We start from the raw sequence: 25178 nt of genomic DNA, 5'->3' as shown, positions 1-25178 counted from the left end.
AGTGCGAACTTATACAGCCTGGTGATGACCTGCCGGGCCAATGACATCAATCCGTATTTTTACTTCCGGCATATTTTTAAGGAACTCCCCAAACGCCAATCCGGTGATCCCTTGCATGATCTACTGCCGTGGAATGTGAATATCAGCGATATAATGTGAACTGCACTGTTTAAATGAGCGCTTACGTTGCTCGTGTACTTGCTGGTATGATGGGGAGTCTATAATGAAAAATAAAATTTTTAGTAAACTTTGGTTTAAAGATCTTTTTTATTTTTTTATTAAAGAATTATTATGGTCTAACATTCCTGTTGTAACTATTTTGATATTTAGTGGAATATCATTCCATTTTTTTCCTGAAAAATGGTGGACTATATCATTAATAGGAAGTGCTGTAATTGTTGTTTTATTTTTTATTCTTACATATATAAGTGAAAAGAAAAAAGCTAAGCATAGATGAATAGGCAATTAAAAACCATCTCTCAAATCAAGCGTTCTCACCACCGAAGTATAAAAGGATTTCTGTTAACAGCTTTAGGCAGTCTTATTGCGGATTGCCTTAAAAAGAAGAAACCGTCACTAAACCTTTCCTATCCAGAATCGAGCATTTAGCGACGGTTTAAACAAAACTCAGGTTAACTATTCGTCTACCTTCTTCTGTAAAACACTATTTTGCTGATGCAGATAAACATCCATTTGCGGGAAAGGAATGCCGATATTGTGTTTATCTAAGGCACGCTTAAAGTTTTCCATCAAATCCCAATAGACATTCCAGGCATCACCATTGGAGGTCCACACACGTACAACAAAGTTCAATGACGAAGGCGCCATTTCATGCAGGCGGATGGTGACACCTTTTTCATGTTGAATGCGTTTATCTTCTTGAATCACATCACCCAATACTCTTTTGACTTCATCAATATCTGCATCATATGCAACCCCCACCATAATCTGGGTACGACGGTCAGGTTCACGGGTGGTATTAATAATATTGTCTGCAATAATTTTACCGTTGGGGATCACAACGATACGGCCATCTGCCGTGCGCAGTGTTGTCGAGAAAATCTGTACTTGCATGACAGTCCCCTCCACCGCACCAATGCTGACATATTCGCCAGTACGAATCGGGCGAAAAACCACCAACAAAACACCGGCAGCAAAATTAGACAGTGAACCTTGTAAAGCCAGACCTACTGCCAAACCTGCGGCACCGATAACTGCAATCACGGATGCAGTCTGAATACCTAATTTCCCAAGAACAGCAATAATCGTAAATGCTATGATGGCGTAACGAATAATCGCGGAGAGGAAATCAGAAATGGTGGTATCAATGCCACGCAGTGACATAACACGCTTAACTGCTTTATTAACCAACTTGGCAACAAATAAACCAACGATAAGAATCAAAATGGCAGATACAATGTTTACCGCATACTGGATCAGTAGATCCTGATTGTTGGTAAACCAGTTTGCCGCTTTATCAATCTCATGTGACAGATTGATCTTTTCCATACAAAGCCCACCGTTATTGTTGAAACCTATCGCCATTCAGTGGCGTTATACACAACGAACGCCACTAGCAGGTGTAGGCTCCTGTTCAAAAAAAGCTACTATCACAACACAAGAATGTAATGGAATATAGATTATGGCAGAAAGCCTTTATTGCTTGAACACGAATACTTACATTTTATTTTTTTGCAAAATGAATTCTCTGTAATCAGCTAGCATACCGATAAAATCGTCTGTCCCACAAAAAGCCAGACTCTCGTCATCGTAGTAACTCATTCCTTCTTCTATAACCTCTGTATCAAATTGAAGTTGATTAGCCCTGATCATGATCTCATCTTCACTCATCAATAGCGTATATTCATGACCAGCCAACTGCCACTGACGTTCACTCCCTTTAATCTCTTGCAAAGCCACAATGATTTTGTCCAATACCCGCAAATCGCCTTTCACTTCTTCATTCAACCAATGACCGATGACTTCATGATCCATTGAAAAGGACGTTGTTACCTGGCCGGTAATATCCTGCATAAATTCATATTCCATCATATACCCCCTCACCTACTATTTTTACAGATGCCAAATAATTTCATTGGGATTTTATACCAATCTAACTTCAAGATGTGTGTGATTTCTCTCCCCGCGAAGCTGGGAAAAATCAGGTTTCATAGCGTGTTGTAAATTGCAACTTGAAGCTTAATGCGTATAAAACGGTAGGCAGAAAAACAAAAAAAGGGGAAGCATTTGCCTCCCCATGCATTGCAATATACTTTTTTATACTGCGGTTTGGAAGATCACATCTTCCGCTTTTTCTGTGTATTGATTCAATTGATCAAAATTGAGGTAGCGATAAGTATCGGCTGCGGTTTCATCGACTTTATCTATGAACTGCAAATACTCTTCTGGCGTTGGCAAACGCCCCAACAGTGAAGCTACAGCCGCCAACTCCGCCGAAGCAAGGTAAACATTTGCACCGGAACCCAAGCGGTTAGGGAAGTTACGGGTAGAAGTGGATACCACTGTTGCCCCATCCGCCACCCGCGCCTGATTCCCCATACACAATGAACATCCGGGGATCTCAATACGCGCCCCGCTCTTGCCAAAAATGCTGTAATAACCTTCTTCCGTCAATTGGGCCGCGTCCATCTTAGTCGGAGGAGCAACCCATAAGCGAGTCGGTAATTGACCTTTATGCTGATCCAGCAATTTACCCGCCGCACGGAAATGACCAATATTAGTCATGCAAGAACCAATGAAAACTTCGTCAATTTTGCTGTTAGCCACTTCAGATAACAGACGTGCATCATCAGGATCATTAGGTGCACATAAAATAGGCTCTTTAATGTCTGCCAGATCGATCTCAATCACAGCTGCATATTCAGCATCTGCGTCCGCTTCCAACAATTGCGGATCTTTCAGCCAGTTTTCCATGCCAATAATACGGCGTTCCAATGTCCGGCGATCACCATAACCTTCCGCAATCATCCATTTCAGCAAGACGATGTTAGACTGCAAGTATTCAATGATTGGCACCTTATCCAGCTTGATGGTACATCCTGCCGCAGAACGTTCCGCAGAGGCATCAGCCAACTCAAATGCCTGCTCGACTTTGAGCTCAGGCAAACCTTCAATTTCAAGAATACGGCCAGAGAAGATGTTTTTCTTGCCTTTCTTCTCAACAGTCAGCAAACCTTGTTGAATTGCATAATAAGGAATGGCATGAACCAGATCACGCAAGGTTATTCCTGGTTGCATTTTTCCTTTAAAACGAACCAGTACGGATTCTGGCATATCCAACGGCATGACACCCGTAGCCGCAGCAAATGCCACCAGACCTGAACCAGCCGGGAAAGAAATGCCAATGGGGAAACGGGTATGGGAATCTCCGCCTGTACCTACCGTATCTGGCAATAACATGCGGTTCAACCATGAGTGAATAATGCCATCTCCCGGACGCAACGATACGCCACCACGGTTCATAATGAAATCAGGCAAAGTATGGTGCGTCGTCACATCAACCGGTTTTGGATAGGCGGCAGTATGGCAGAATGATTGCATGACCAGATCCGCAGAGAAACCCAGGCAGGCCAAATCTTTCAATTCATCCCGCGTCATTGGCCCTGTCGTATCCTGGGAACCGACAGAAGTCATCTTAGGTTCACAATATTCCCCTGGGCGAATGCCACTTTTACCGCAGGCACGGCCTACCATTTTCTGTGCCAATGAGAAGCCTCGATCACTTTTCGCAACCGCTTTTGCCTGACGGAATACATCACTGTGTAGTAAACCCAATGATTCACGCGCCTTACCAGTCAAACCACGACCGACAATCAATGGAATACGGCCACCGGCACGTACTTCATCAATCAATACATCGGTTTTCAGGGTAAAAGTAGCCAATAACTCATTGGTTTCGTGATGGCGGATTTCACCTTTATAGGGATAGATATCAATCAAATCCCCCATATTCAGCTTGGCAACATCCACTTCAATGGGCAACGCCCCCGCATCTTCCATGGTGTTAAAGAAAATGGGGGCAATTTTTCCACCCAAGACCACACCTGCACCACGTTTATTGGGGACAAACGGAATATCCTCTCCCATAAACCACAATACGGAGTTCGTTGCCGATTTACGGGAAGATCCCGTACCAACAACATCGCCAACGTAGGCCAATGGATAACCTTTCTTGCTCAGGGCTTCGATTTGCTTAATCGGGCCTACAACACCAGCTTGATCAGGCTCAATACCTTCACGGGCATTCTTGAGCATTGCCAATGCATGTAGAGGGATATCAGGACGTGACCACGCATCTGGGGCAGGAGAAAGATCATCGGTGTTGGTTTCACCGGTAACCTTAAAAACGGTAACAGTAATTTTTTCTGCTAATTCAGGGCGCCCAAGGAACCATTCTGCATCAGCCCACGACTGCATGATTTGTTTGGCATGGACATTACCTGCTTTGGCTTTCTCTTCCACATCATAAAAACTGTCGAACATCAGCAAAGTATGAGAAAGTGCTTTCGCCGCAATTGGAGCCAGCTTTTCATCATCCAGGGCATCAATTAAAGCGTGGATATTATACCCACCCTGCATGGTTCCCAATAATTCAATGGCTTTTTCCTGTGTCACCAAAGGAGAAGTCGTTTCTCCCTTAGCTACGGCGGCAAGAAAACCGGCTTTAACATAAGCAGCTTCATCTACACCAGGAGGGACACGATTGGTCAGTAGATCTAGTAGGAAATCTTCTTCACCTTTAGGTGGATTCTTCAGTAATTCAACCAGCGCTGCTGCTTGAGCTGCGTCTAACGGCTTAGGGACGATGCCTTGAGCTGCACGCTCGGCTACGTGCTTGCGGTATTCTTCTAGCACGACTTTCTCCTCGCTCTCATTGTCATTTTATATACCCGGCTGTCAGCACCCGTTAACGATCATTGAAAATGATCATCTAAAAACAATTACTAAGGGTGCAAGGTCAGAGGATTTTGCTCGCATAACTTCAGAATTATGCTCAGCTTCGGGCGTTTAGCATACCAAAGTTTGAATAGCATGTTAATTCATTCACATAAAATCAACATTGAACCATAATAAAATTCTGGATAAATGAGCCTGGAGGATGTATTCAATGGAACGTGGTACAAAAATCTTTCAATATCACTAAAAAGGATATCATCATGCCCAATAGCGAAGAACATAACGCGATATCAGCAGCAAGTCATTATCCTACAAGCCTTATAGCGGAAAAATTCTACCCTGAATATCAAGCTAAAATTAAGGAGGTCAATAAACATGATATGCTATCTGAACTTGACGCACTCCAGGAGAATGAATCCTGGTGGTTTTATAGACCTATAATGGGAATGTTTAGCAATAGGCATGTTACATTCATCAATACATGTGATTCCATAAGAAAAACTTTTAATTCTAGATATGTTACCGGTGGGACACAGAGCTATCGGCATTTTATCTGTTCAGTTACAGGTAAGGTTGTTGGGATCATCATATTTAACCCCGCCAGTCCAATATCTGCTAATCAAGTTGACCAAATCGCATACATAGTCACCTATCCTAACGGTTATGGGTATGGTGGCCTGCTGATTCAACATGTGGTTAATATATCCCTCGAATTAGGCCATAAAGGCATATTAGAAGTTAGGGCAGAGCCTGATGCCGAAATTTTTTACCAAAAATTAGGCTTTGAATATATGAATAACGGTAACTTTTTAGGTTTAAAACAGATGAAGTTAAATCCTGATGCTAGTGATAAGTGGTGTAAAATTAATGGAAAATATCAAATCAAAAGAACTCCTCATCCACATAATACAAATTGGCAATGCCATTTACTGTAGATCCAATTTATCATCTTCAAGTTCCCCCCCTGATAATCGCAGGACACTATTATCGTTTGAGGAAATACCTTTAATATGCCAGATCCATTACAAAAACGGCTTTCATATAGAAAGCCGTTTAAAATTTCTTTTTAACCTACTGCAAAATCTAAAGAATTATTTCTTTTTCTTTGCTTTAGGGTTTGGCAAGTCAGTGATGCTGCCTTCGTAAATTTCCGCAGCCATACCAATTGATTCGTACAGCGTTGGGTGAGCGTGGATAGTCAGCGCGATATCTTCTGCATCACAACCCATTTCGATAGCCAGACCGATTTCACCCAGCAGTTCACCGCCGTTAGTACCAACAATAGCACCACCGATAATACGGTTAGTTTCTTTATCGAAAATCAGCTTGGTCATACCATCTGAACAGTCAGATGCAATTGCACGACCAGATGCTGCCCATGGGAAAGTCGCGGTTTCGTAGCTGATGCCTTTTTCTTTTGCTTCTTTCTCTGTCAGGCCAACCCATGCCACTTCTGGCTCAGTGTAAGCAATGGATGGAATAACTTTTGGATCGAAGTAATGTTTCTTACCAGAAATAACTTCAGCAGCAACGTGGCCTTCGTGGACACCTTTGTGCGCCAGCATTGGCTGACCAACGATATCACCGATAGCAAAGATATGAGGCACGTTAGTACGCATTTGTTTATCCACACGGATAAAGCCACGATCATCAACTTCAACGCCCGCTTTGCCAGCATCGATCAATTTACCGTTTGGTACACGGCCGATGGCAACCAGAACCGCATCATAACGCTGTGGCTCTGCCGGTGCTTTCTTACCTTCCATTGTTACGTAGATGCCATCTTCTTTCGCTTCTACTGCGGTCACTTTCGTTTCCAGCATCAAGTTGAACTTCTTGCTGATGCGTTTAGTGAACACTTTAACAACGTCTTTATCCGCCGCAGGGATCACCTGGTCGAACATTTCTACCACATCGATCTGAGAACCCAGCGCGTGGTAAACAGTACCCATTTCCAGACCGATAATACCACCACCCATCACTAACAGGCGTCCTGGAACGGTTTTCAGCTCCAGTGCATCGGTAGAATCCCATACACGAGGATCATCATGTGGAATGAATGGTAGCTGAATTGGGCGTGAACCCGCTGCGATAATGGCATTCTCAAAATTAATTGTTGTTGCGCCGTTCTCGCCTTCTACCACCAGAGTGTTAGCGCCGGTGAATTTACCAACACCGTTAACAACGTTAACTTTACGGCCCTTAGCCATGCCGCCCAGACCACCTGTCAACTGAGAAATAACTTTTTCTTTCCAGAGACGGATCTTATCGATATCAGTTTGCGGTTCACCAAACACAATACCATGCTGTGCCAGTGCTTTTGCTTCTTCAATCACTTTGGCAACATGCAGCAGAGCTTTGGATGGGATACAACCAACATTCAGGCAAACACCACCCAAAGTAGAGTAACGTTCAACCAGAACAGTATCCAATCCTAAGTCCGCACAACGGAAAGCAGCAGAATACCCTGCCGGGCCTGCTCCAAGCACCACTACCTGGGCTTTAATTTCAGTACTCATCATGACCTCTTAATTGTTTGTCCGGCGGGTCAGACGAAAAAAAACCATATTCCACCGGGACGTACACACCGCGAGCAGTTTACAGAATTGTAAATAACCTGAAAAGCGCGTTAACGTGACAGAAATCCCAACCTGCCAGATGCAAGACGAAAAACTCTGTCACGGTAGTAATCATCAGGCCAGTATATTTACTGGCCTTTGCATTACATCACCAAACGGCGGATGTCGCTCATCAATTGATTAATATAAGTGATGAAACGTGCACCATCAGCCCCGTCGATCACACGGTGGTCGAAAGACAGAGACATAGGCAGAATCAGGCGTGGAACGAATTCTTTGCCATTCCAGACTGGTTTCATGGAAGAACGAGACAGCCCCATGATTGCCACTTCTGGCGCATTCACAATTGGTGCAAAACCGGTAGTACCGATACCACCCAAGCTGGAGATGGTGAAGCAACCACCCTGCATGTCGGAAGCGGTCAGTTTACCAGCACGTGCTTTCTTGGAAACTTCTGCCAGTTCTCTGGACAGTTCCATGATGCCTTTCTTGTTGACGTCCTTGAATACAGGAACAACCAGGCCGTTAGGTGTGTCAACCGCGATACCGATGTTGACATATTTTTTCAGGATCAGCTTCTGGCCATCTTCAGAAATGGAGCTGTTAAAGCGAGGCATTGCTTCCAGTGCTTTCGCAGCAGCTTTCATGACGAACACCAGCGGAGTGATTTTCACGCCCAGCTGTTTCTTCTCAGCTTCTTTGTTCTGTTGCTTACGGAACTCTTCAACTTCAGTGATATCCGCTTCATCGAACAGGTTAACGTGAGGGATCATAACCCAGTTACGGCTGAGGTTAGCACCAGAAATTTTCTGGATGCGGCTCATTTCAACTTCTTCGATTTCACCGAATTTGCTGAAATCAACTTTTGGCCAAGGCAACATACCTGGCAGACCGCCACCCGCAGCAGCTGGCGCTGCTTCTGCACGTTTAATCGCCTCTTTCACATAAGCCTGAACGTCTTCGCGCAGGATGCGACCCTTACGGCCAGTTCCTTTTACTTTAGCCAGATTTACGCCAAATTCACGAGCCAGACGACGAATCACTGGAGTTGCGTGAACGTAAGCGTCATTTTCGGCAAACTCATTTTTGCCTTCTGCTGGTTTGCTTGCTGCTGGCGCTGGGGCTGCTTTCGCAGGTTCAGCCGCAGGAGCCGGAGCCGCTGCTGGCGCAGGGGCTGCACCCGCAACTTCAAATACCATGATCAGAGAACCGGTTTTAACTTTATCGCCAGTAGCGATTTTGATCTCTTTCACTGTACCCGCGAATGGTGCAGGAACTTCCATTGACGCCTTGTCACCTTCAACTGTGATCAGTGACTGCTCTTCAGCAATGGTATCGCCCACTTTTACCATGATTTCGGTTACTTCAACTTCGTCACCACCGATATCAGGTACGTTCACTTCTTTTGCCGCAGAAGCCACAGGCGCTGCTGCTGGAGCCGCTACCGGTGCTGGCGCTGCGCCAGAACCTGCCACTTCAAATACCATGATCAGAGAACCGGTTTTAACTTTATCGCCAGTAGCGATTTTGATCTCTTTCACCGTACCTGCGAATGGTGCAGGAACTTCCATTGACGCCTTGTCACCTTCAACCGTGATCAGTGATTGCTCTTCAGTAACCGTATCACCTACTTTTACCATGATTTCGGTAACTTCAACTTCGTCACCACCGATATCAGGTACGTTCACTTCTTTGCTTTCTACTGCTGCTGGTGCGGCTGCGACTGGCTGTGCAGGTGCAGCTTCTGCTGCACCATTTGCGGATTCAAAAACCATAATCAGTTTGCCAGTTTCAACTTTATCGCCAACCGCAACTTTGATTTCTTTAACTACACCCGCCTGTGGAGAAGGGACTTCCATAGACGCTTTGTCACCTTCAACCGTGATCAGTGACTGTTCTGCTTCTACTGTGTCACCAACTTTCACCAGAATCTCGGTAACTTCAACTTCATCTGCACCAATATCAGGTACGTTAATTTCGATAGACATTAATCTTTACCTCTTATGCCAGACGTGGGTTAACTTTTTCTGGGTTGATGTTGTATTTCTTGATAGCTTCTTCAACAACTTTCACATCAACTTCGCCACGTTTAGCCAGTTCACCCAGCGCTGCAACAACCACATAAGAAGCATCAACTTCAAAGTGATGACGCAGGTTTTCACGGCTGTCAGAACGACCAAAACCGTCAGTACCCAATACACGATAGTCGCTTGCAGGAACGAAGTTACGTACTTGCTCTGCAAACAGTTTCATATAGTCAGTAGAAGCAACAGCCGGAGCATCGTTCATGATCTGAGCAATATAAGGAACACGAGGTTCTTCTGATGGGTGCAGCATGTTCCAACGCTCACAATCCTGACCATCACGAGCCAGTTCAGTGAAGGAGGTTACGCTGTATACATTGGAACCGATGCCGTATTCAGCAGACAGGATCTTCGCTGCTTCGCGAACGTGACGCAGGATAGAACCAGAGCCCAGCAACTGAACTTTACCTTTCGCACCGTCCATGCTTTCCAGCTTGTAGATACCTTTACGGATGCCTTCTTCAGCACCTTCCGGCATGGCTGGCATGTGATAGTTTTCGTTCAGAGTGGTGATGTAGTAGTAGATGTTCTCTTGTTTCTCACCATACATACGCTCCAAACCATCTTGCATGATAACAGCAACTTCAAAAGCGAATGCTGGATCGTAAGAGATACAGTTAGGAATAGTCAGGGACTGAATATGGCTGTGACCATCTTCATGCTGCAGACCTTCCCCGTTCAGCGTTGTACGGCCAGAAGTACCACCAACCAGGAAGCCACGAGCTTGCTGGTCACCTGCCGCCCAGCACAGATCACCGATACGCTGGAATCCGAACATGGAATAGTAGATGTAGAATGGGATCATTGGCAGGTTGTTGGTGCTGTAAGAAGTTGCAGCAGCCAGCCAAGATGAAGCAGCGCCCAGTTCGTTGATACCTTCTTGCAGGATCTGACCTTTTGCGTCTTCTTTATAGTATGCAACTTGCTCACGGTCTTGCGGAGTATACTGCTGACCATTAGGGCTGTAGATACCGATTTGACGGAACAGACCTTCCATACCGAAAGTACGTGCTTCGTCAGCAATAATTGGAACCAGACGATCTTTGATTGACTTGTTCTTCAGCATGACGTTCAGTGCACGAACGAAAGCGATAGTGGTAGAAATTTCTTTGGATTGTTCTTCCAGCAGCGAGCTGAATTCTTCCAGTGCTGGGATTTCCAATTTCTCGTCAAAGTTAACGCGACGGCTTGGTACATAACCATCCAGTGCGTTACGACGCTCATGCAGATATTTAGATTCTTCAGAATCTTTGTCGAAAGTTACGTATGGCAAGTTTTCGATCTGCTCATCAGCGACAGGCACATTGAAACGATCACGGAACTGACGAACGCCTTCCATGTTCATTTTCTTAACCTGGTGAGCAATGTTCTTACCTTCAGCGGTATCACCCATACCGTAACCTTTAATGGTCTGAGCCAAGATTACAGTTGGTTTGCCAGTGGTATCCTGTGCTTTTTTCAGTGCAGCGTAAACTTTCTTCGGATCGTGACCACCACGGTTCAGAGCCCAAATTTCGTCATCAGTCATATCTTTGACTAATGCAGCAGTTTCCGGGTAACGACCGAAGAAGTGTTCACGAACATAAGCGCCATCTTTAGACTTAAATGTCTGATAGTCACCGTCCAGCGTTTCGTTCATCAGTTGAACCAGTTTACCGCTGGTATCTTTACGCAGCAGTTCGTCCCAACGCTCACCCCACAGGACTTTCAGTACCTGCCAGCCAGCGCCGTCGAAGATACCTTCCAGTTCGTTAACAATTTTGCCGTTACCGGTTACTGGGCCATCCAGGCGCTGCAAGTTACAGTTGATGATAAATACCAGGTTATCCAGTTTTTCACGAGTTGCGATAGTGATCGCACCTTTAGATTCTGGCTCATCCATTTCACCGTCGCCCAGGAAAGCGTAAACGGTTTGTTTAGAGGTATCTTTCAGACCACGATTTTCCAGATATTTAAGGAACTTAGCCTGATAAATAGCAGAAATTGGCCCCAGCCCCATTGAAACAGTTGGGAACTGCCAGAAGTCAGGCATCAATTTTGGATGTGGGTAAGAAGACAAGCCATTACCGCCGATTTCTTGACGGAAATTATTCATCTGCTCTTCAGTCAGACGGCCTTCAAGGAATGCACGGGCGTAAACGCCTGGAGAAATGTGGCCCTGGAAGTATACCAAGTCACCACCATCGTTTTCGTTACGAGCACGGAAGAAGTGGTTAAAACAAACTTCATAAACAGTTGCGGAAGACTGGAATGAAGCCATGTGACCACCCAATTCCAGATCTTTTTTAGATGCACGCAGAACAGTCATCACCGCATTCCAGCGAATAGCAGAGCGGATTCGGCGCTCTAAATCCAGGTTGCCAGGGTAAGCAGGCTCATCCTCAACAGGAATAGTGTTGATGTAATCACGGCTTGCAGTACCTGCAGCAACGTTAACGCCACCTTTACGAGCTTCACTCAAAACCTGATCAATCAGGAATTGAGCGCGCTCAACACCTTCTTCACGGATGACCGATTCGATCGCCTGTAACCAATCGCGAGTTTCGATCGGATCCACGTCATTTTTCAAAATATCTGACATGGTGTATTCCTTATCTGTTATCTATTTCTAATGGTTATTGGAGCCTATCTTCTGGTCATACCTTTTGACGAAACTGCCTGTTATGACCGGAAGATAGGCCCTGCTATATATTGCCGCTAAAACTCTTGATAAAGAGTTGACAACTGTACAAACGCAGCAGTCAAGATCTGTACAGTTAAGTTAGAACCTACCCCATTCGGGAATGTGATTTGTCTACGACGCCCTAAGGGACAGGCTCTTATTCCTGATGTTGCTGGAGCCGCCTCAATGAACGCTCACGACGAGTGCGTTCACGAGTCAGATCCAATAAAACTTCTTCAATAAAAGCCAAATGGCGATGAGAAGCCTCACGGGCTTTTTCCGGTTCTCTCGCCATGATAGAACGAAAAATTTCAGCTCTATGGTCACTAACCGCTGCCAACATCTCTTTACGGGTATAAATGACTTCAAAATTGCGCCTGATATTTTGTTCTAACATTGGGATCATACAGCGCAATAAATGTAGCAATACCACATTATGGGCAGCTTCCGTGACAACAAGTTGGTATTGCAAGACAGCATCAGATTCCGCATTCACATCACCACTTTGTTGCGCTTCTTGAATGGCAAGATGGCTTTGCTCAATGCGTTGGAAATCCTCATCAGTTCCTCTAAGCGCTGCATAATAAGCAGCAATCCCCTCTAACGCATGGCGTGCTTCAAGGAGATCGAACTGGGATTCTTGATTCTCTGCAATAAGTTGGGCAAGTGGGTCGCTGAAACTTTGCCACAGATTGTTCTGTACAAAAGTTCCGCCCCCTTGACGACGGAAAAGAAAGCCTTTGGCTTCCAATTTTTGAATGGCTTCGCGCAATGAAGGACGTGATACTTCAAACTGCTTTGCCAGCTCACGCTCAGGCAGCAGTTTTTCTCCCGGGCGTAGCGAGCCTTCGAGAATGAGCTGTTCAAGACGTTGCTCAATCACATCTGATAACTTTGGTTGGCGAATCTTGCTATAGGCCATATCTGCGGTAAGCCATTCAATAAGTAAATGTTGCTTTGGACTATGCCTTATTCAACTAAGCCTTGCTGACTAAATCTTAGCCATTAAACCCTAGTTAGCAGGTCAAAGTCAATTGGTAATACCAATTTAGAATACAGGGTCTTAAAGTAACAAAGTATTCACTAGCTGTCTATAAAGACCTTGGGCTAAATCATAAAAATCTGCAAATTTTAACAAAAGATTTTAAATTTTATTAGAAAATTATAACCAAAGAGGATTGTGAGATGAGAATTATTAGGGAGATTTAACGTTTTTTAAACGTATATACCAAAAAGATAAAGGGCATACAATTACTCAAACAGCCCTCTATCTTTCTTGTTTATCAAACTAAGGCCCCATAAATCGTCAATAGTGCGACAATAATTACGATAGTAAAGGTCGCTTTTTTCGCTAACGTTACAGCAGCGACAGGCGTTTCTATCGGGTCAAGATGGGGTTCTTTACTTAATGCGAATTGTGCTAATTGACTAACGACCTTGTATTGTGATGATCGAAAATCAGTGAGTGAAGCAATCCAGGCTGGCAAAGCTTTCTCTCCATGTCCTAACAAAGCATAAGCAATACCAGCCAAACGTGCAGGAAGCCAATCCAGCCAATGCAGTATGCCGTCAACACCAGATTGTGCTCTCTGCACCGCCGTCGCGTGCTGGGCCAACCAACTTTGATAAGCTCTGAGGCAACCATATCCCATCAAAACCGCCGGACCGAATTTACCCAATACAGCCAGCCAAAAAATAGGGGCAAGATAATAACGGAAATTTATCCAAATCAATGAATTTTGTATCTCGCGTAATCGCTCTTCTTTTGTGGTGTCAGGTAATGTGCCCTGAATCATCGTCAGACGAGCAAGATACTTTTTCTGCTGTCCAAAATCATCCTGACGCACTGCCTGGAGATATCCACGGTAATCATGCCGCAATCTGCCTGCCCCAATACATAACAGACTAATTATGATACCCAGCACAATCGCGAGAATACCAAAAACAACAGAGCTAGAAATATCAATCAACTTCCATGTCAATAAAGCGACCAGAAAGGTCATGCCCAAGCTACCCCATAGTGAATGTGACTTGAGTCTGGCAAAAGCTGGGGCTAAATAGCGTTCCAGTTGCCAGTGATCCCTCATCTTAAAAACACGTTCCCATGCCAGTATTAGCAATAGAATAAAGAGAGTCATCCAACTCGCTCCTTCAATAATTGACGGTAATGTTCCCAATAAAAATAAGGCCCAGGATCAGTTTTCCTTCCCGGCGCGATATCGCTGTGTCCTGTAATATTGTCACGAATATCAGGATATTGGCTAATAAGTAGCTCAGTAACTTCCGCTAATTGAGTGTACTGAATTTCAGTAAATTCCTCATAATCTGTGCCTTCCAGTTCAATGCCTATCGAAAAATCATTACATTTTTCACGGTCACAGTAGCAGGAAACGCCAGCATGCCAAGCTCTTTTATTGAAAGGAACATATTGTACAATCTCACCATCACGCCGGATTAAGCAGTGGGCAGAAACACGTAAATGCTTAATTTCATCAAAAAAAGGATCAGCTTTAGGATCTAAAGTTCCCATAAATAATTGATCAATATAAGGGCCACCAAACTTGCCAGGAGGTAAGCTGATGTTATGAATAACCAATAATGCTGGTGTTTCTCCTTCTGGGCGCAGATCACAGTGCGGGGAAACAACCTTTCTCGCACCATCAATCCACCCTTCATGCAGCTTCATTCTTTTACCTCCCCCCTTAATATTTAATATCACTTTGCCAAAATCACCATTCCAATATGGCCAACATCAATCAGCTTCATTAAACGTAATACTCTGGCTTAAAGTGTAACCAGTTAGCATGTTAGCACCTTTAATCGGCCAATATATCAGGTGATTTCTTACTTTACGGACAGACTCGAAAAATTTGTGCAAAAAAATGTAACATAAAATTATTTTTTCGAGCCGGCTTCATGATTTTTATTAACCATATTTTATTTTTCTCTTTTTTCTCCATGATTATTGGCGCCGATACCCAACAGATTGCAACTTAAAGTTTAATGCGTATATAAGGAGAAAAAATGAAACAACAAGGATTTACATTAATTGAAGTGATGGTTGTTATGGCTATCGTGTCTATTCTTGGCGCAATTGCTATTCCCAGCTATCAGGGATATATCCAAAAAGCCGCATTAACCGACATGCTACAAGCTATTGTGCCTTATAAATCTGGTGTGGAGCTGTGTCGCTTCGAAGCTGAAAATTACAAAGATTGCCACTCTGGTCATCCCTCCATTCCATCTGGCCACAATAGCCGCTATATCAGCACCATATCAGTAAAAGAGGGGGAGATAACAATAGTAGGCCAGCAAAACCTGAATGGACTCCATGCCACGTTAAAACCTATTCAAGATACGAAGACTGGTTTCACTCAATGGAAAGCGATTTGTGAATCTGAAAATGAATCGTTAAAACTAAAATGCCAGGAAACCTTGAAATTTTAACTTCCCACTTTCATTCCTGACAAGATTTAAATTGAAGAGAAAACAATTAAGTCACGCCAATATTAAAGAAATAAAGATAATGACAAATAAGGATTGCTGCTTAATGGAAAAAGAAATAAAAGAACTGTGTCAACGATATCAGGCCATTATCATAAAAAAAGATATCCATACAATCACAATTGCCTGTAGTAAATCACCTAATGAGGATTTCATTTCCGCACTAAGATTTATTTCAGGCTTAATCGTTAATGTCGATATTTGGCCACAAGCAAAAATAGAATCTATGTTGACAGAAGAAAATTCATTAATATCAGCCAAAAATTACTGCTCAGAAAATGATGAAGAGGAACCATACCGTATAGATCGCCTTGATAACAGTTATGTTCATTATCATGATGCAATACAAACCAATAATTCCCATGATGATGAAATAGGCACACCAGTTATCCAATTAATTAACCAGACGATATTAACTTCAATACAAAAAAGAGCTTCAGATATTCACTTTGAGCCATCTCAGCGTGGCTATCAAATACGTATTCGAGTTGATGGTACATTGCATACCATGCAAGCGCCACCCTCTCAAATGAATGCGAGTATTCCTGCTCGTTTAAAAATCATGGCAAAGCTCAATATCGCTGAAAAACGCCAGCCACAAGATGGACAGTTTGACTGGAGTGACAACAAAAACAGTTATGCAATTCGTATCTCAACACTACCCACATTATATGGGGAAAAAATAGTCCTGCGTATTTTAAATACCATCCATCAGCTATCTCTGGAACAATTAGGATTGCCCGAACCACAATTACAACTTTTAAAACAGAAACTCCATTTACCACAAGGGATGATTTTAGTCACTGGACCGACCGGCAGCGGGAAGACTGTCACACTGTATAGCTGCCTGCAATATTTAAACCAGGCTCAAAAGAATATCTGTAGTGTCGAAGATCCTGTCGAAATTCCTTTAAATGGCATCAACCAAACGCCTGTTAATAACAAGATTGGTCTCGATTTTGCCAAAGTCCTCAGAGCATTATTACGACAAGATCCCGATATCATTATGGTTGGTGAGATCCGTGACAATGAAACCGCTGAAATATCAATGAAAGCAGCTCAAACAGGCCACTTGGTTTTATCAACTCTGCATACCAATTCCACTATTGATACGTTATCTCGCCTGCATAATCTGGGAATTTCTGGCTATACCACCGCCTCATGTGTGAAATTGATTATCGCACAGCGACTGGTTCGTAAGCTTTGTCCCCATTGCCGACAACAAGACAGTATACCTACAGTGATCCCTAATATTACTGGTTCAACATCTATAAAAAAATGGAATGCGGTCGGTTGTGATCACTGTTTTTCTGGCTATTACGGTAGAACAGCCATATATGAATTTCTCGAAATTAAACCTGAACTCCAGCAAGCCTTGTCTGAGTGTTCTAATGCCAACCTCTCACATTTACTTGCCTCACAACAAAATATAACACTTTTTTCAGCAGGACTGGCATTAGCAGAAACAGGAATAACCACGCTTGAAGAAATTTATCAGATTACAGGCCATGAGACAGTATGAAAATAGAATATATTTACCAATGGCAGGCAATAAACAAGCACGGAAAAGCCATGACAGGGGAGAGTATTGGGCACAGTAAAAAAAGTGTATTTCAATACCTCAGCCATCTTGATCTTCAACCCTATTCCATTGAGTGTAAAAAAATTATTTATTACAGCAAAAAAGAAATTGCCTATCGCCTGCATTTTATTCACCAGCTAAGCACATTACTGACTTCGGGCATCCCTTTACTCAAGGGACTGACTATTTTACGTCAAGAGTGCAAATATGCTCTCTGGCGATGTGTATTGGCAGATATAATTCAGAAAATTCGTCAAGGAGAGGCATTCTCCACAACTCTCGAACACTATCCGAAGTTATTTTCTCCCTTGTTTTGCCAACTTATCGCAGTCGGAGAACAAACCGGCCAGCTTGAAAACTGCTGCCAATTAATCATTGATCGATTGGAACAACAGAATAGGTTAAGGAAGAAAATTCAAAAAGCTTATCACTATCCCTTGATAGTCGCTTTTGTGAGCTTTTTGGTTATTATTCTGATGTTGATTTTTGTTCTGCCAGAATTTCGGCAAGTCTATTCTTCGCTAAATGCTACCCTACCCTTGTTAACCCAATGGGTTCTATCCGGTTCTGATTTATTGATCCACCATGGCGTATCAATACTGTTAGTAATATTTATATTATTAAGCAGCTATCTATGGCTACGTCACCGTTTTCCCATTCTTAAAGCAAAAGAAAAAATGTTCTTCCTGAGACTCCCTATTTTCAGGCAACTCATAATTTATCAACAGACTAATCAAATATTTCATATTCTGTTTATGACACAGAAAGCAGGGTTAACTCTAATGACAGGGCTTGAATGTGCCCTCAGTGCAACCCAGCATCCTGTTTTTATCGCTGGTGTGAAAAACTTGCACAGACAAATTCAACAAGGCACTCCCATGAGTAACGCATTAAAGCAAACAGCCTATTTCCCTGCGTTATGCCAACAATTTGTCATGATAGGCGAAGAATCTGGAGAATTAGAATTATTTCTATTCAATCTCGCAGAGTGGTATCAAGAAAAATCAATCAACCTTGCTGATAGTTTGGTTCAATCATTAGAACCTTTGTTAATGTTAATAATGGCCTTAATTGTCGGTTTATTATTACTGGCTATGTATCTGCCTATTTTTCAATTAGGTGCAATATTAACCTAACAAAGTTTTTACATGTTTCGTTATCTTTTTCCAAAGCTGCAAAAGCAGGAATTGTACGCGTTTGTTTATAGCCCATTAGCTTCCCTTGAGTTACAATTTGATTATGCTATCAGAGATATTTAAAGGGATAGAATGACTTATATTGTTGCACTTACGGGTGGAATTGGTAGCGGTAAAACGACTATCTCTAATGTATTTTCATCCCTTGGTGTCCCGCTTGTTGATGCAGATATTATCGCCAGAGAAGTTGTCGCTCCTGGCACTCCCGCACTACAAGCCATCATAGCGCGCTTTGGGGTCGATATATTATTGCCCAATGGCAGCCTTAATCGCGCAATGTTGCGCCAAAAAATTTTTGCTGCCCCAGAAGAGAAACAGTGGCTCAATGCACTTTTACATCCACTAATCCAAACAGAAACACAGCGGCAATTAAACCAAGTGACAGCCCCGTATGTCATCTGGGTCGTTCCTTTACTCATTGAAAACAATTTAATACATTTGGCAGATCGTGTTTTAGTTGTTGATATCCCAGTTGAAGTACAGATTACCCGAACCATGGCTCGTGATGGAATAAACCGTGAGCAAGTAGAAAATATTCTGGCTGCACAAGCCAGCCGTCAGGACAGACTGGAAAAAGCAGATGATGTCATCGTTAACCACAACAGTGAACAGGATATTACCTCTCGTGTGGCCGAACTACATCAGCAGTATTTAAAACAAGCAAAATCAGTCAGACAGGAAAACCGTAATGAGTGATGCACCATCCACTATTATTTTTGAACATCCACTCAATGAAAAAATGCGTTCATGGTTGAGGATTGAGTCTTCACTGCAACAGTTGGAAAAACAACGTCATCTGCATTCTCAGGCGAGTAGCCTTTCGTTTTTCCGTACAATTGCTGAATTAATTGAGATCATGGAACGCGGTGAAGTCCGCTCTGAGTTATTGAAAGAGTTGGATCGCCAACAGGCGAAATTAAAACAATGGCTCGGCGCCCCGAATGCCGATACGGCTATGATCCATAGTTTGACAGAGCAACTTAAAGAACGCAGTATTGCCTTGAACCAAGCGCCACGGCTTAATCAATTTATCAAAGAAGATCGTATTATCAGCATGGTACGTCAACGTCTCAACATCCCTGGAGGATGTTGTAGTTTTGACTTGCCAACATTGCACCTGTGGCTGCATTTACCACAATCTGTCAGGGATAAATCCGTCACAGCCTGGTTGGACAGCCTTCGTCCGTTACAGCAAGCCCTGGAAAGCATTCTGGAACTCATACGCCACTCCTCTGCTTTCACCCCCAAAATTAGCCATAACGGATTTTATCAGGGGAATGCCGATGAAGCCGATTTATTGAGATTAAAATTGGATGTGGTGCCAGATACATTGGTTTACCCACAAGTCTCCGGCTACAAGACACGTTTTGCCATCCGTTTTTTACCAATGGATAGTGAGCATGGTGTTGTACCTGCCCATTTGTCATTTGAATTGGCCTGCTGTTAACATGGGCCCAATAAATTTCGAGTTGCAGCACGACATTAAAGGGATAAATTCCCAATAGCATGACTCATTCTGTATTTATATCACTCTGAATTTATAAATACATAACTGAAACAATGAATTAAAAAAGCTGCAAGGTGAAAATGGAAGGTATGACCTTCAAATCAAGCGGGAGAAAGTATTATGTCTGAAGTATTGACTGTCGAATGCCCAACGTGTGGCAACACGGTAGTATGGGGCGAAATTAGCCCATATCGCCCATTTTGCAGTAAACGTTGCCAATTAATCGACTTGGGTGAATGGGCCAGTGAAGAAAAACGAATAGCAAGCCAAAGTGACAGTGCAGAAAATGATAGCTGGAGCGAACAGCCTGAACAATATACGCATTAAACTTCAAGTTGCAATTTACAACACGCTATGAAACCTGATTTCTCCCCCGCTTCGCGGGGAGAAATCACACGCATCTTGAAGGTACCCGTTTTATTTAGCGCCGCTTATATTGAATGATTTAACTTACCCTAATTAATTAAAAATCCTTTAGCATGAACCAGTTCGGGTTAAAAAACCAACAATACTGCGGTTTGCTGGAGGAAATTCATCAGCAATTAATTCTGATTGTAAAACCCAACGGGAAGGTTGCCCTTCTTTACCAAACGGCTCATCTTCCCATTTATCAACCAGGAAAAAATCAAGGGTGATATTTCTATCAGGAAACTCATGTTTGATGGTGTCAATTAATTCACAATGCGTTACTGTGATCCCAACTTCTTCCTTTAATTCTCTAATCAATGCTTGTTCAGATGTTTCCCCCTGTTCAAGTTTTCCTCCGGGAAACTCCCAAAAACCGCCCATATGTGAATCAGCCCTACGCTGAGTGATAAAAATTTCATCATTGCTATTTTTAATAATACCTGCTGCAATATGCAGATGTTTTTTTTCCATAATCGCTTTTCTTACCGTCTATTTTTCAACTTAAGTAACTATCCCTTGCAGGTTACATTAGAATGAGTTTAAGCCGCAAATTTGTATTTCATGCAAAGTGATATCGCTTTTTATTACCAATTACCTCTCTGGAAAAAACAAATCATGTGAAAACAAGCTGTAAACAGTGTCTGAAATTAACCTACAAATAGCTTGAAATGACTATTTTAAACATTAAGGAAGCACGGTTTATGCTAAATGATGTTCAATCATTGGTTGAAGCACGGCAAATCGCCTATCAATTTTCTGGTGAAACACCCCCCCTATTTTCTGGTATCGACATATTTTTAAACGCAGGACAACATGCATTAGTTGGGCGCAATGGTATTGGTAAATCCTGGCTGGCATCAATACTGGCACGGCAGATCCTTCCCACAGAAGGTAGTGTAAAACACTTTTGTGAGGTGGGTTATTTATCACAAGGTTTAACACCTTTTTCCGGTAATGTCGCGGATCTGCTGGGATTAACCAAAATCATGAATGCCAATGAACGTGTCCTGGCAGGAGTTGGTGATGAAACAGATTTTGATGTTATGGAAGGAAACTGGGACTGGCAATTTCAAACTGAGTCTTTATTGGCAGAAGGTGAACTCAAACCAAGCGTATTAAATCAACCTTTTAGCTCCTTGAGCGGAGGAGAACAAACACGGATCAAGTTACTGGCGCTGAAATGTCAAGGTGCAGGTTTTATGATTCTGGATGAACCAAGCAATCACCTTGACCGACAAGGCCGCCTTTGGCTGGCTCAGTGGTTAAGTGCTTTTGATGGCGGAGTTCTGTTGATTACCCATGATACCCAACTATTACAGCATGTATCGGTTGTTTACGAACTCAGCGGATTAGGGTTATCCCGCAGTATCGGAGGATGGGAAACCTGGCTGGAAAGTAAAGAGCAACTACGGCTGGGTATTCAACGTGAGGTGGATCAAACCAGAAAAAGCCTAAAACAAGCCTTACGTGATAAGCAAAAAGATCGTGAGAAAACCAGCAAAAGGCAAAGTCAGGGTAAGCAACGGCGGGAAAATGCCAATCAGGCTAAAATACTTCTTGATCACGCATTAGGACGCTCAGAAGCAACATTATCACGGATAGCAAAACAGAATGAAGAGCGATTACAACGCAGCTCTTCATTAGCCGCAGAAGCCAGAACAAAACTCGAAATTATCGATCCACTGTCAATCGCTGTTGCAACTCCACAAGCAGCAACTTCTCCGTTACTTTACCTTCAGGATGTCATTCTGCCCTTTGGCTCCGACACTCCCATCAGTTTAACCATTAATAATGGTGATCGCCTCGCTATCACAGGTAAAAATGGCAGCGGAAAATCCACCTTATTAAAGGTAATGGCAGGTTTACTAGTTCCGAAGCAGGGTATCTGTCGTATCACTCTTTCACACAATCTGATGGATCAACATTTTTCGTTCCTGGATAAAAACCAATCCGCGCTACATAACTTTCAATTACAGTCACCAAGCTGGACAGAAGATCGTTACCGTACTCGGTTAGCACAATTGCGTATTCGCGGTGAGGAGGCTTTGAAACCTGTCAGTTATCTCAGTGGAGGAGAACAACTTAAAGTCGCGCTGGCTTGCCTGTTTTGCGGGCCATATGCACCTGCCCTGCTGTTATTGGATGAACCAGATAATCATCTGGATATTGAATCACGTGAGCTGCTGCAAAAAGCACTACATGATTATACAGGAGCGATGGTACTTATTTCTCACGACGATGAGTTCATTGAAAATGTAGACAATATGCAGGAATTAGTCTTATGACAAGCCCCTCAAATCTATATTTAAGCAAATTTCATTGCAGAATAAGATCTAAGGATTTTCGATAAATTAATCCGTGCCAATTCACCATTGGCACGGGTTTCTTGCTGATAAACTGTATTACCGCAGACCACATTAAAAGAATATTAGTTGAATTTATTTCATATGCTTGCTGTCGCTGGTTCAAATCAGGTTCGTGCTAATTTTCATTCGGTATTTAACTTTGGTTTATTCGCTGATAATGTCCTGCCAAACTGAATGAAAAAGCTATTTTTTCAAAATAACCTTTTTGTGAATAAGTTCACAAAATAGAAATGATCATGGGTGTTCTAAAAATCAAAACTATTTTTTATTTGTAATTCATTCTGTTATAAAAATACCCTCGATTTTGGCACAAAATCACTCAGTATGATGCACTCACCAGAGTAAATCTGGCGAAAATTTATTTTCCAACGGCAATGTTTTTAACTTTTTACACTGTGATTGTACAACGCGCCTTTTTCCCTCCACTTGATTTTATTTGGTTTTTAATTGTCCACTCCTTATTATTTTCGGCAGATTTTTTATCACGAACAGGACAATTTATTCTGGCGTAACCGGACATTTTTGCCTTATTCAAAACAGGAAGCCCTCTATTTTCAGCTTATGGTCAAACGGGAAAAATAGGTGCGCTGAATAAGCGTACCTTGCCTGCTGAATATGACGAAGTCCCTGTTAAGCCCATTGCCATTTTATATTCCATCGGCATGACTTCAAGGAGACAGACAGTATCAGAAAAAGAGAAAAAACCCCTCACAATATTGCAGGAAGGAAAAACGCGGTTAGAACAGGGACAGGAAGCAATAACCAAACAGGCTAAAACGCTGTTAGCGGATGCGAGCGGTATTCCCTACCCGGTCGTAGCAAAACTGGCGGACAGCTCAGCCCCGGAGAAAACCGTGCGTACCAATGGCAAACCCGTGGTGGTGTTTGCCCACAGTTTTGTGCCCACCACCTTGGGTGACCAGCCTAGCGTAGCCAATGGCGTTAAAAGCGGCACGGTAGGCGGTAAATGCCATCCACAGGAGCATACTAAAACGGTACGGGCCGGTAACAAACTGGTGTTGCGCCACGGGGATAAATTTTGGATGAACGGGGAATAAAGAAGGAAACCATGGTAGAAAACAACGGAACCAGAGCAGACAGCAAAGCGGCTACTCAGGCAGAAGAGTCGACCAGCCCGAAAGCGCCTGATACCCCTAGTAAACCGCCCAAACCAAACTCCCCGTTACCACAAAAGGTACGGGATGACAGCCCGACCGGGGAAGGCAATACCATCGGTAAAATTGTCGGTCAGGCACCACGGGCAGCCAATCCGCCGCATGAAGCTAATGCAGTAATACTACCGGAAACCAAAGAAGAAAAAGGACTTTGGTCGCAGATAAGAGATTACTTTGACACGGGTATGATAAATTCTGTGAATGCCGATGCAGAAGAACGCGCCGCTATATTAGCTATGACCGGTCAGACAAAAGCCGCAGAAAACTTACAGGCTGTGACAGAGAACGCCCGGCAGAATGCTGATAAATTTCGTGCGACGGATATGGCTATTGGCGCAGCGAAACGTGTCAATAACATGGCTGTCGATGCTGCAGAAGCGGTAACAAAACTCCAGGGGAATCCGGCGCGGGGAGCTGCGCAATCTGCGGCTGAATGATATTGACTTCGGACGGGGTGCGGTGATGGTACGACAAGGCAAAGGCCACAAAGACAGGGTGATCCCCATCGGGGAGCGGGCGCTGGACTGGGTAGACCGTTACGTTGCAGATGCGCGGCCACGGTTAACACTGCGTGATGACAGTGGACACCTGTTCGTTACGAAATGGGGCAAACCCATCAGTCCGGGGATGTTAACGCAAATCGCTGCCGAAGCCATCCGGGAGCAGGCACAGCTTGACAAACCGGGTGCCTGCCACCTGTTCCGGCACTCCATGGCGACGCAGATGCTGGACAACGGCGCGGATATCCGTCATATCCAGGCGATGCTGGGGCATGAGAAAATCAACACGACCCAGGTCTATACGCGAGTCGCCATCAAACAGCTCAAGCAGATGCACAGCCAGACCCATCCGGCAGAGCGTGCCCCCCAAACCCAACCGGACGCCGACTGCCATACCGAACCGCCAGAGAACGGTTCAGGCAGAGCCAGTGGCGAGTCTGAGGCCAAACCGACGTCACAGGGCACGGGACAGTCCGATCCTCCCCGTTGAGTCCGTCGGGGTACGGTGCAGGGGCAGACCGTGGCCGGACTGCCCGTCGGCATCAGCGTCTGCGGGGGTAAATGGGCAATGGGCGGCGGCGGCCCCTGTGTCCCCAACCCGTGTGTACTGGCCGCCCAAAGCCCATTTAACATAATGCAGGGAGATTATGCGAAATTCGCCGGGCGGCCCTGCTGTCCCGCTCACCGCCCGAAGAGCG

The 25178-nt window shown here is 43.8% G+C and carries 22 protein-coding genes and 2 pseudogenes; 14 read left to right on the top strand and 10 right to left on the bottom strand.

All coding sequences use genetic code 11. The annotated features are described in order from the left end of the window. From IQ211_RS09885 to IQ211_RS19560, 3 genes and pseudogenes are all read left to right on the top strand, one after another. On the top strand, positions 1-159 hold a 159-nt coding region (locus IQ211_RS09885; protein WP_193836353.1), incomplete at its 5' end, for a transposase domain-containing protein. Between the two features lie 64 nt (positions 160-223). Continuing rightward, on the top strand, positions 224-457 hold the full coding sequence (locus IQ211_RS09880; protein ID WP_189761028.1) for a hypothetical protein: 234 nt from the start codon (positions 224-226) through the stop codon (positions 455-457). Next, positions 454-609: pseudogene (locus IQ211_RS19560) on the top strand (IS982 family transposase); the annotation flags it as partial. The gene IQ211_RS09880 and the pseudogene IQ211_RS19560, both read left to right, overlap by 4 nt. Before the next feature lie 27 nt (positions 610-636). On the opposite strand, the gene mscS reads toward IQ211_RS19560, so the two are convergent. The 3 genes from mscS to acnB all read right to left on the bottom strand — a co-directional run bounded on the left by mscS (position 637) and on the right by acnB (position 4875). Beyond that, positions 637-1509, bottom strand: coding sequence for a small-conductance mechanosensitive channel MscS (mscS, locus tag IQ211_RS09875; RefSeq protein WP_189761027.1), 873 nt, complete (start codon positions 1507-1509; stop codon positions 637-639). A gap of 168 nt (positions 1510-1677) precedes the next feature. Next, positions 1678-2049 (bottom strand): YacL family protein, encoded by a 372-nt coding sequence (locus IQ211_RS09870; RefSeq protein ID WP_189761029.1) that lies wholly within the window; start codon positions 2047-2049, stop codon positions 1678-1680. A 228-nt stretch (positions 2050-2277) separates the two neighbouring features. Beyond that, entirely contained in the window at positions 2278-4875 is a 2598-nt protein-coding gene (acnB, locus tag IQ211_RS09865) for a bifunctional aconitate hydratase 2/2-methylisocitrate dehydratase (protein ID WP_189761026.1), read from the bottom strand. Between the two features lie 302 nt (positions 4876-5177). On the opposite strand from acnB, the gene IQ211_RS09860 reads away from it, so the two are divergent. Continuing rightward, the gene (locus IQ211_RS09860) at positions 5178-5852 is read left to right on the top strand and encodes a GNAT family N-acetyltransferase (protein ID WP_189761025.1); all 675 of its coding nucleotides are present in this window, start codon (positions 5178-5180) and stop codon (positions 5850-5852) included. Positions 5853-6008: 156 nt separating this feature from the next. Here IQ211_RS09860 and lpdA read toward each other — a convergent pair whose 3' ends face one another. From lpdA to ampD, 6 genes are all read right to left on the bottom strand, one after another. Beyond that, positions 6009-7436 (bottom strand): dihydrolipoyl dehydrogenase, encoded by a 1428-nt coding sequence (gene lpdA / locus IQ211_RS09855; RefSeq protein ID WP_189761024.1) that lies wholly within the window; start codon positions 7434-7436, stop codon positions 6009-6011. Between the two features lie 203 nt (positions 7437-7639). Then, on the bottom strand, positions 7640-9484 hold the full coding sequence (aceF, locus tag IQ211_RS09850) for a pyruvate dehydrogenase complex dihydrolipoyllysine-residue acetyltransferase (protein ID WP_193836352.1): 1845 nt from the start codon (positions 9482-9484) through the stop codon (positions 7640-7642). A gap of 13 nt (positions 9485-9497) precedes the next feature. Next, positions 9498-12161, bottom strand: a complete 2664-nt coding sequence (gene aceE / locus IQ211_RS09845) for a pyruvate dehydrogenase (acetyl-transferring), homodimeric type (RefSeq protein WP_189760666.1) — start codon at positions 12159-12161, stop codon at positions 9498-9500. A 238-nt stretch (positions 12162-12399) separates the two neighbouring features. Beyond that, positions 12400-13164: a pyruvate dehydrogenase complex transcriptional repressor PdhR gene (pdhR, locus tag IQ211_RS09840; RefSeq protein ID WP_099131626.1), complete on the bottom strand. Its 765-nt coding sequence runs from the start codon at positions 13162-13164 to the stop codon at positions 12400-12402. A gap of 361 nt (positions 13165-13525) precedes the next feature. After that, positions 13526-14380 (bottom strand): beta-lactamase regulator AmpE, encoded by an 855-nt coding sequence (ampE, locus tag IQ211_RS09835; RefSeq protein WP_189760665.1) that lies wholly within the window; start codon positions 14378-14380, stop codon positions 13526-13528. Next, positions 14377-14928, bottom strand: a complete 552-nt coding sequence (gene ampD, locus IQ211_RS09830; protein ID WP_189760664.1) for a 1,6-anhydro-N-acetylmuramyl-L-alanine amidase AmpD — start codon at positions 14926-14928, stop codon at positions 14377-14379. Before ampD ends, ampE begins: the two co-directional genes overlap by 4 nt. A gap of 338 nt (positions 14929-15266) precedes the next feature. Here ampD and ppdD point away from each other — a divergent pair, with 338 nt between their 5' ends. The 6 genes from ppdD (at position 15267) to yacG (ending at position 20358) form a co-directional block, all read left to right on the top strand. Next, positions 15267-15689, top strand: a complete 423-nt coding sequence (ppdD, locus tag IQ211_RS09825; protein ID WP_189760663.1) for a prepilin peptidase-dependent pilin — start codon at positions 15267-15269, stop codon at positions 15687-15689. Between the two features lie 79 nt (positions 15690-15768). Beyond that, positions 15769-17268 carry a type II secretion system protein GspE gene (gspE, locus tag IQ211_RS09820; RefSeq protein WP_189760662.1) on the top strand — a complete coding sequence of 500 codons (1500 nt, stop codon included), beginning with the start codon at positions 15769-15771 and terminating at the stop codon, positions 17266-17268. After that, positions 17265-18464 carry a protein transport protein HofC gene (gene hofC, locus IQ211_RS09815; protein ID WP_189760661.1) on the top strand — a complete coding sequence of 400 codons (1200 nt, stop codon included), beginning with the start codon at positions 17265-17267 and terminating at the stop codon, positions 18462-18464. Before gspE ends, hofC begins: the two co-directional genes overlap by 4 nt. Before the next feature lie 132 nt (positions 18465-18596). Next, entirely contained in the window at positions 18597-19220 is a 624-nt protein-coding gene (gene coaE / locus IQ211_RS09810) for a dephospho-CoA kinase (RefSeq protein WP_189760660.1), read from the top strand. Beyond that, positions 19213-19971 carry a cell division protein ZapD gene (zapD, locus tag IQ211_RS09805; protein WP_189760659.1) on the top strand — a complete coding sequence of 253 codons (759 nt, stop codon included), beginning with the start codon at positions 19213-19215 and terminating at the stop codon, positions 19969-19971. Before coaE ends, zapD begins: the two co-directional genes overlap by 8 nt. 180 nt (positions 19972-20151) lie before the next feature. Continuing rightward, entirely contained in the window at positions 20152-20358 is a 207-nt protein-coding gene (gene yacG / locus IQ211_RS09800; RefSeq protein WP_189760658.1) for a DNA gyrase inhibitor YacG, read from the top strand. Positions 20359-20505: 147 nt separating this feature from the next. Here yacG and mutT read toward each other — a convergent pair whose 3' ends face one another. Continuing rightward, a complete protein-coding gene (gene mutT, locus IQ211_RS09795) occupies positions 20506-20910 on the bottom strand; it encodes an 8-oxo-dGTP diphosphatase MutT (RefSeq protein ID WP_189760657.1) in 405 nt (134 codons plus the stop codon). A 230-nt stretch (positions 20911-21140) separates the two neighbouring features. On the opposite strand from mutT, the gene IQ211_RS09790 reads away from it, so the two are divergent. From IQ211_RS09790 to IQ211_RS09775, 4 genes and pseudogenes are all read left to right on the top strand, one after another. Next, complete coding sequence (locus IQ211_RS09790) at positions 21141-22724, top strand: ABC-F family ATP-binding cassette domain-containing protein (protein ID WP_189760656.1); 1584 nt, start codon at positions 21141-21143, stop codon at positions 22722-22724. A 683-nt stretch (positions 22725-23407) separates the two neighbouring features. Next, on the top strand, positions 23408-23863 hold the full coding sequence (locus IQ211_RS09785; protein WP_223281801.1) for a DUF4150 domain-containing protein: 456 nt from the start codon (positions 23408-23410) through the stop codon (positions 23861-23863). 11 nt (positions 23864-23874) lie between these two features. Next, entirely contained in the window at positions 23875-24417 is a 543-nt protein-coding gene (locus IQ211_RS09780; protein WP_193836351.1) for a hypothetical protein, read from the top strand. Beyond that, positions 24371-24970, top strand: a pseudogene (locus IQ211_RS09775) (tyrosine-type recombinase/integrase); the annotation flags it as partial. The gene IQ211_RS09780 and the pseudogene IQ211_RS09775, both read left to right, overlap by 47 nt. Between the last annotated feature and the right edge of the window lie 208 nt (positions 24971-25178).

The organism is Xenorhabdus griffiniae, from assembly GCF_015163655.1.
In the GTDB taxonomy this organism is placed as follows: Bacteria; Pseudomonadota; Gammaproteobacteria; order Enterobacterales; family Enterobacteriaceae; genus Xenorhabdus; species Xenorhabdus griffiniae.
Note: the sequence above shows the minus strand (reverse complement) of the source record. Positions and strands in the feature narration are given on the sequence as shown.

What these genes read in the sequence shown, in the direction of transcription:
- aceE (WP_189760666.1), bottom strand. Translation starts at nt 12,161, where the DNA reads ATGTCAGATATTTTGAAAAATGACGTGGATCCGATCGAAACTCGCGAT.
- ppdD (WP_189760663.1), top strand. Translation starts at nt 15,267, where the DNA reads ATGAAACAACAAGGATTTACATTAATTGAAGTGATGGTTGTTATGGCT.
- ampE (WP_189760665.1), bottom strand. Translation starts at nt 14,380, where the DNA reads ATGACTCTCTTTATTCTATTGCTAATACTGGCATGGGAACGTGTTTTT.
- IQ211_RS09870 (WP_189761029.1), bottom strand. Translation starts at nt 2,049, where the DNA reads ATGGAATATGAATTTATGCAGGATATTACCGGCCAGGTAACAACGTCC.
- aceF (WP_193836352.1), bottom strand. Translation starts at nt 9,484, where the DNA reads ATGTCTATCGAAATTAACGTACCTGATATTGGTGCAGATGAAGTTGAA.
- hofC (WP_189760661.1), top strand. Translation starts at nt 17,265, where the DNA reads ATGAAAATAGAATATATTTACCAATGGCAGGCAATAAACAAGCACGGA.
- IQ211_RS09880 (WP_189761028.1), top strand. Translation starts at nt 224, where the DNA reads ATGAAAAATAAAATTTTTAGTAAACTTTGGTTTAAAGATCTTTTTTAT.
- ampD (WP_189760664.1), bottom strand. Translation starts at nt 14,928, where the DNA reads ATGAAGCTGCATGAAGGGTGGATTGATGGTGCGAGAAAGGTTGTTTCC.
- mutT (WP_189760657.1), bottom strand. Translation starts at nt 20,910, where the DNA reads ATGGAAAAAAAACATCTGCATATTGCAGCAGGTATTATTAAAAATAGC.
- zapD (WP_189760659.1), top strand. Translation starts at nt 19,213, where the DNA reads ATGAGTGATGCACCATCCACTATTATTTTTGAACATCCACTCAATGAA.
- gspE (WP_189760662.1), top strand. Translation starts at nt 15,769, where the DNA reads ATGACAAATAAGGATTGCTGCTTAATGGAAAAAGAAATAAAAGAACTG.
- lpdA (WP_189761024.1), bottom strand. Translation starts at nt 7,436, where the DNA reads ATGAGTACTGAAATTAAAGCCCAGGTAGTGGTGCTTGGAGCAGGCCCG.
- yacG (WP_189760658.1), top strand. Translation starts at nt 20,152, where the DNA reads ATGTCTGAAGTATTGACTGTCGAATGCCCAACGTGTGGCAACACGGTA.
- pdhR (WP_099131626.1), bottom strand. Translation starts at nt 13,164, where the DNA reads ATGGCCTATAGCAAGATTCGCCAACCAAAGTTATCAGATGTGATTGAG.
- mscS (WP_189761027.1), bottom strand. Translation starts at nt 1,509, where the DNA reads ATGGAAAAGATCAATCTGTCACATGAGATTGATAAAGCGGCAAACTGG.
- IQ211_RS09790 (WP_189760656.1), top strand. Translation starts at nt 21,141, where the DNA reads ATGCTAAATGATGTTCAATCATTGGTTGAAGCACGGCAAATCGCCTAT.
- IQ211_RS09860 (WP_189761025.1), top strand. Translation starts at nt 5,178, where the DNA reads ATGCCCAATAGCGAAGAACATAACGCGATATCAGCAGCAAGTCATTAT.
- coaE (WP_189760660.1), top strand. Translation starts at nt 18,597, where the DNA reads ATGACTTATATTGTTGCACTTACGGGTGGAATTGGTAGCGGTAAAACG.
- IQ211_RS09780 (WP_193836351.1), top strand. Translation starts at nt 23,875, where the DNA reads ATGGTAGAAAACAACGGAACCAGAGCAGACAGCAAAGCGGCTACTCAG.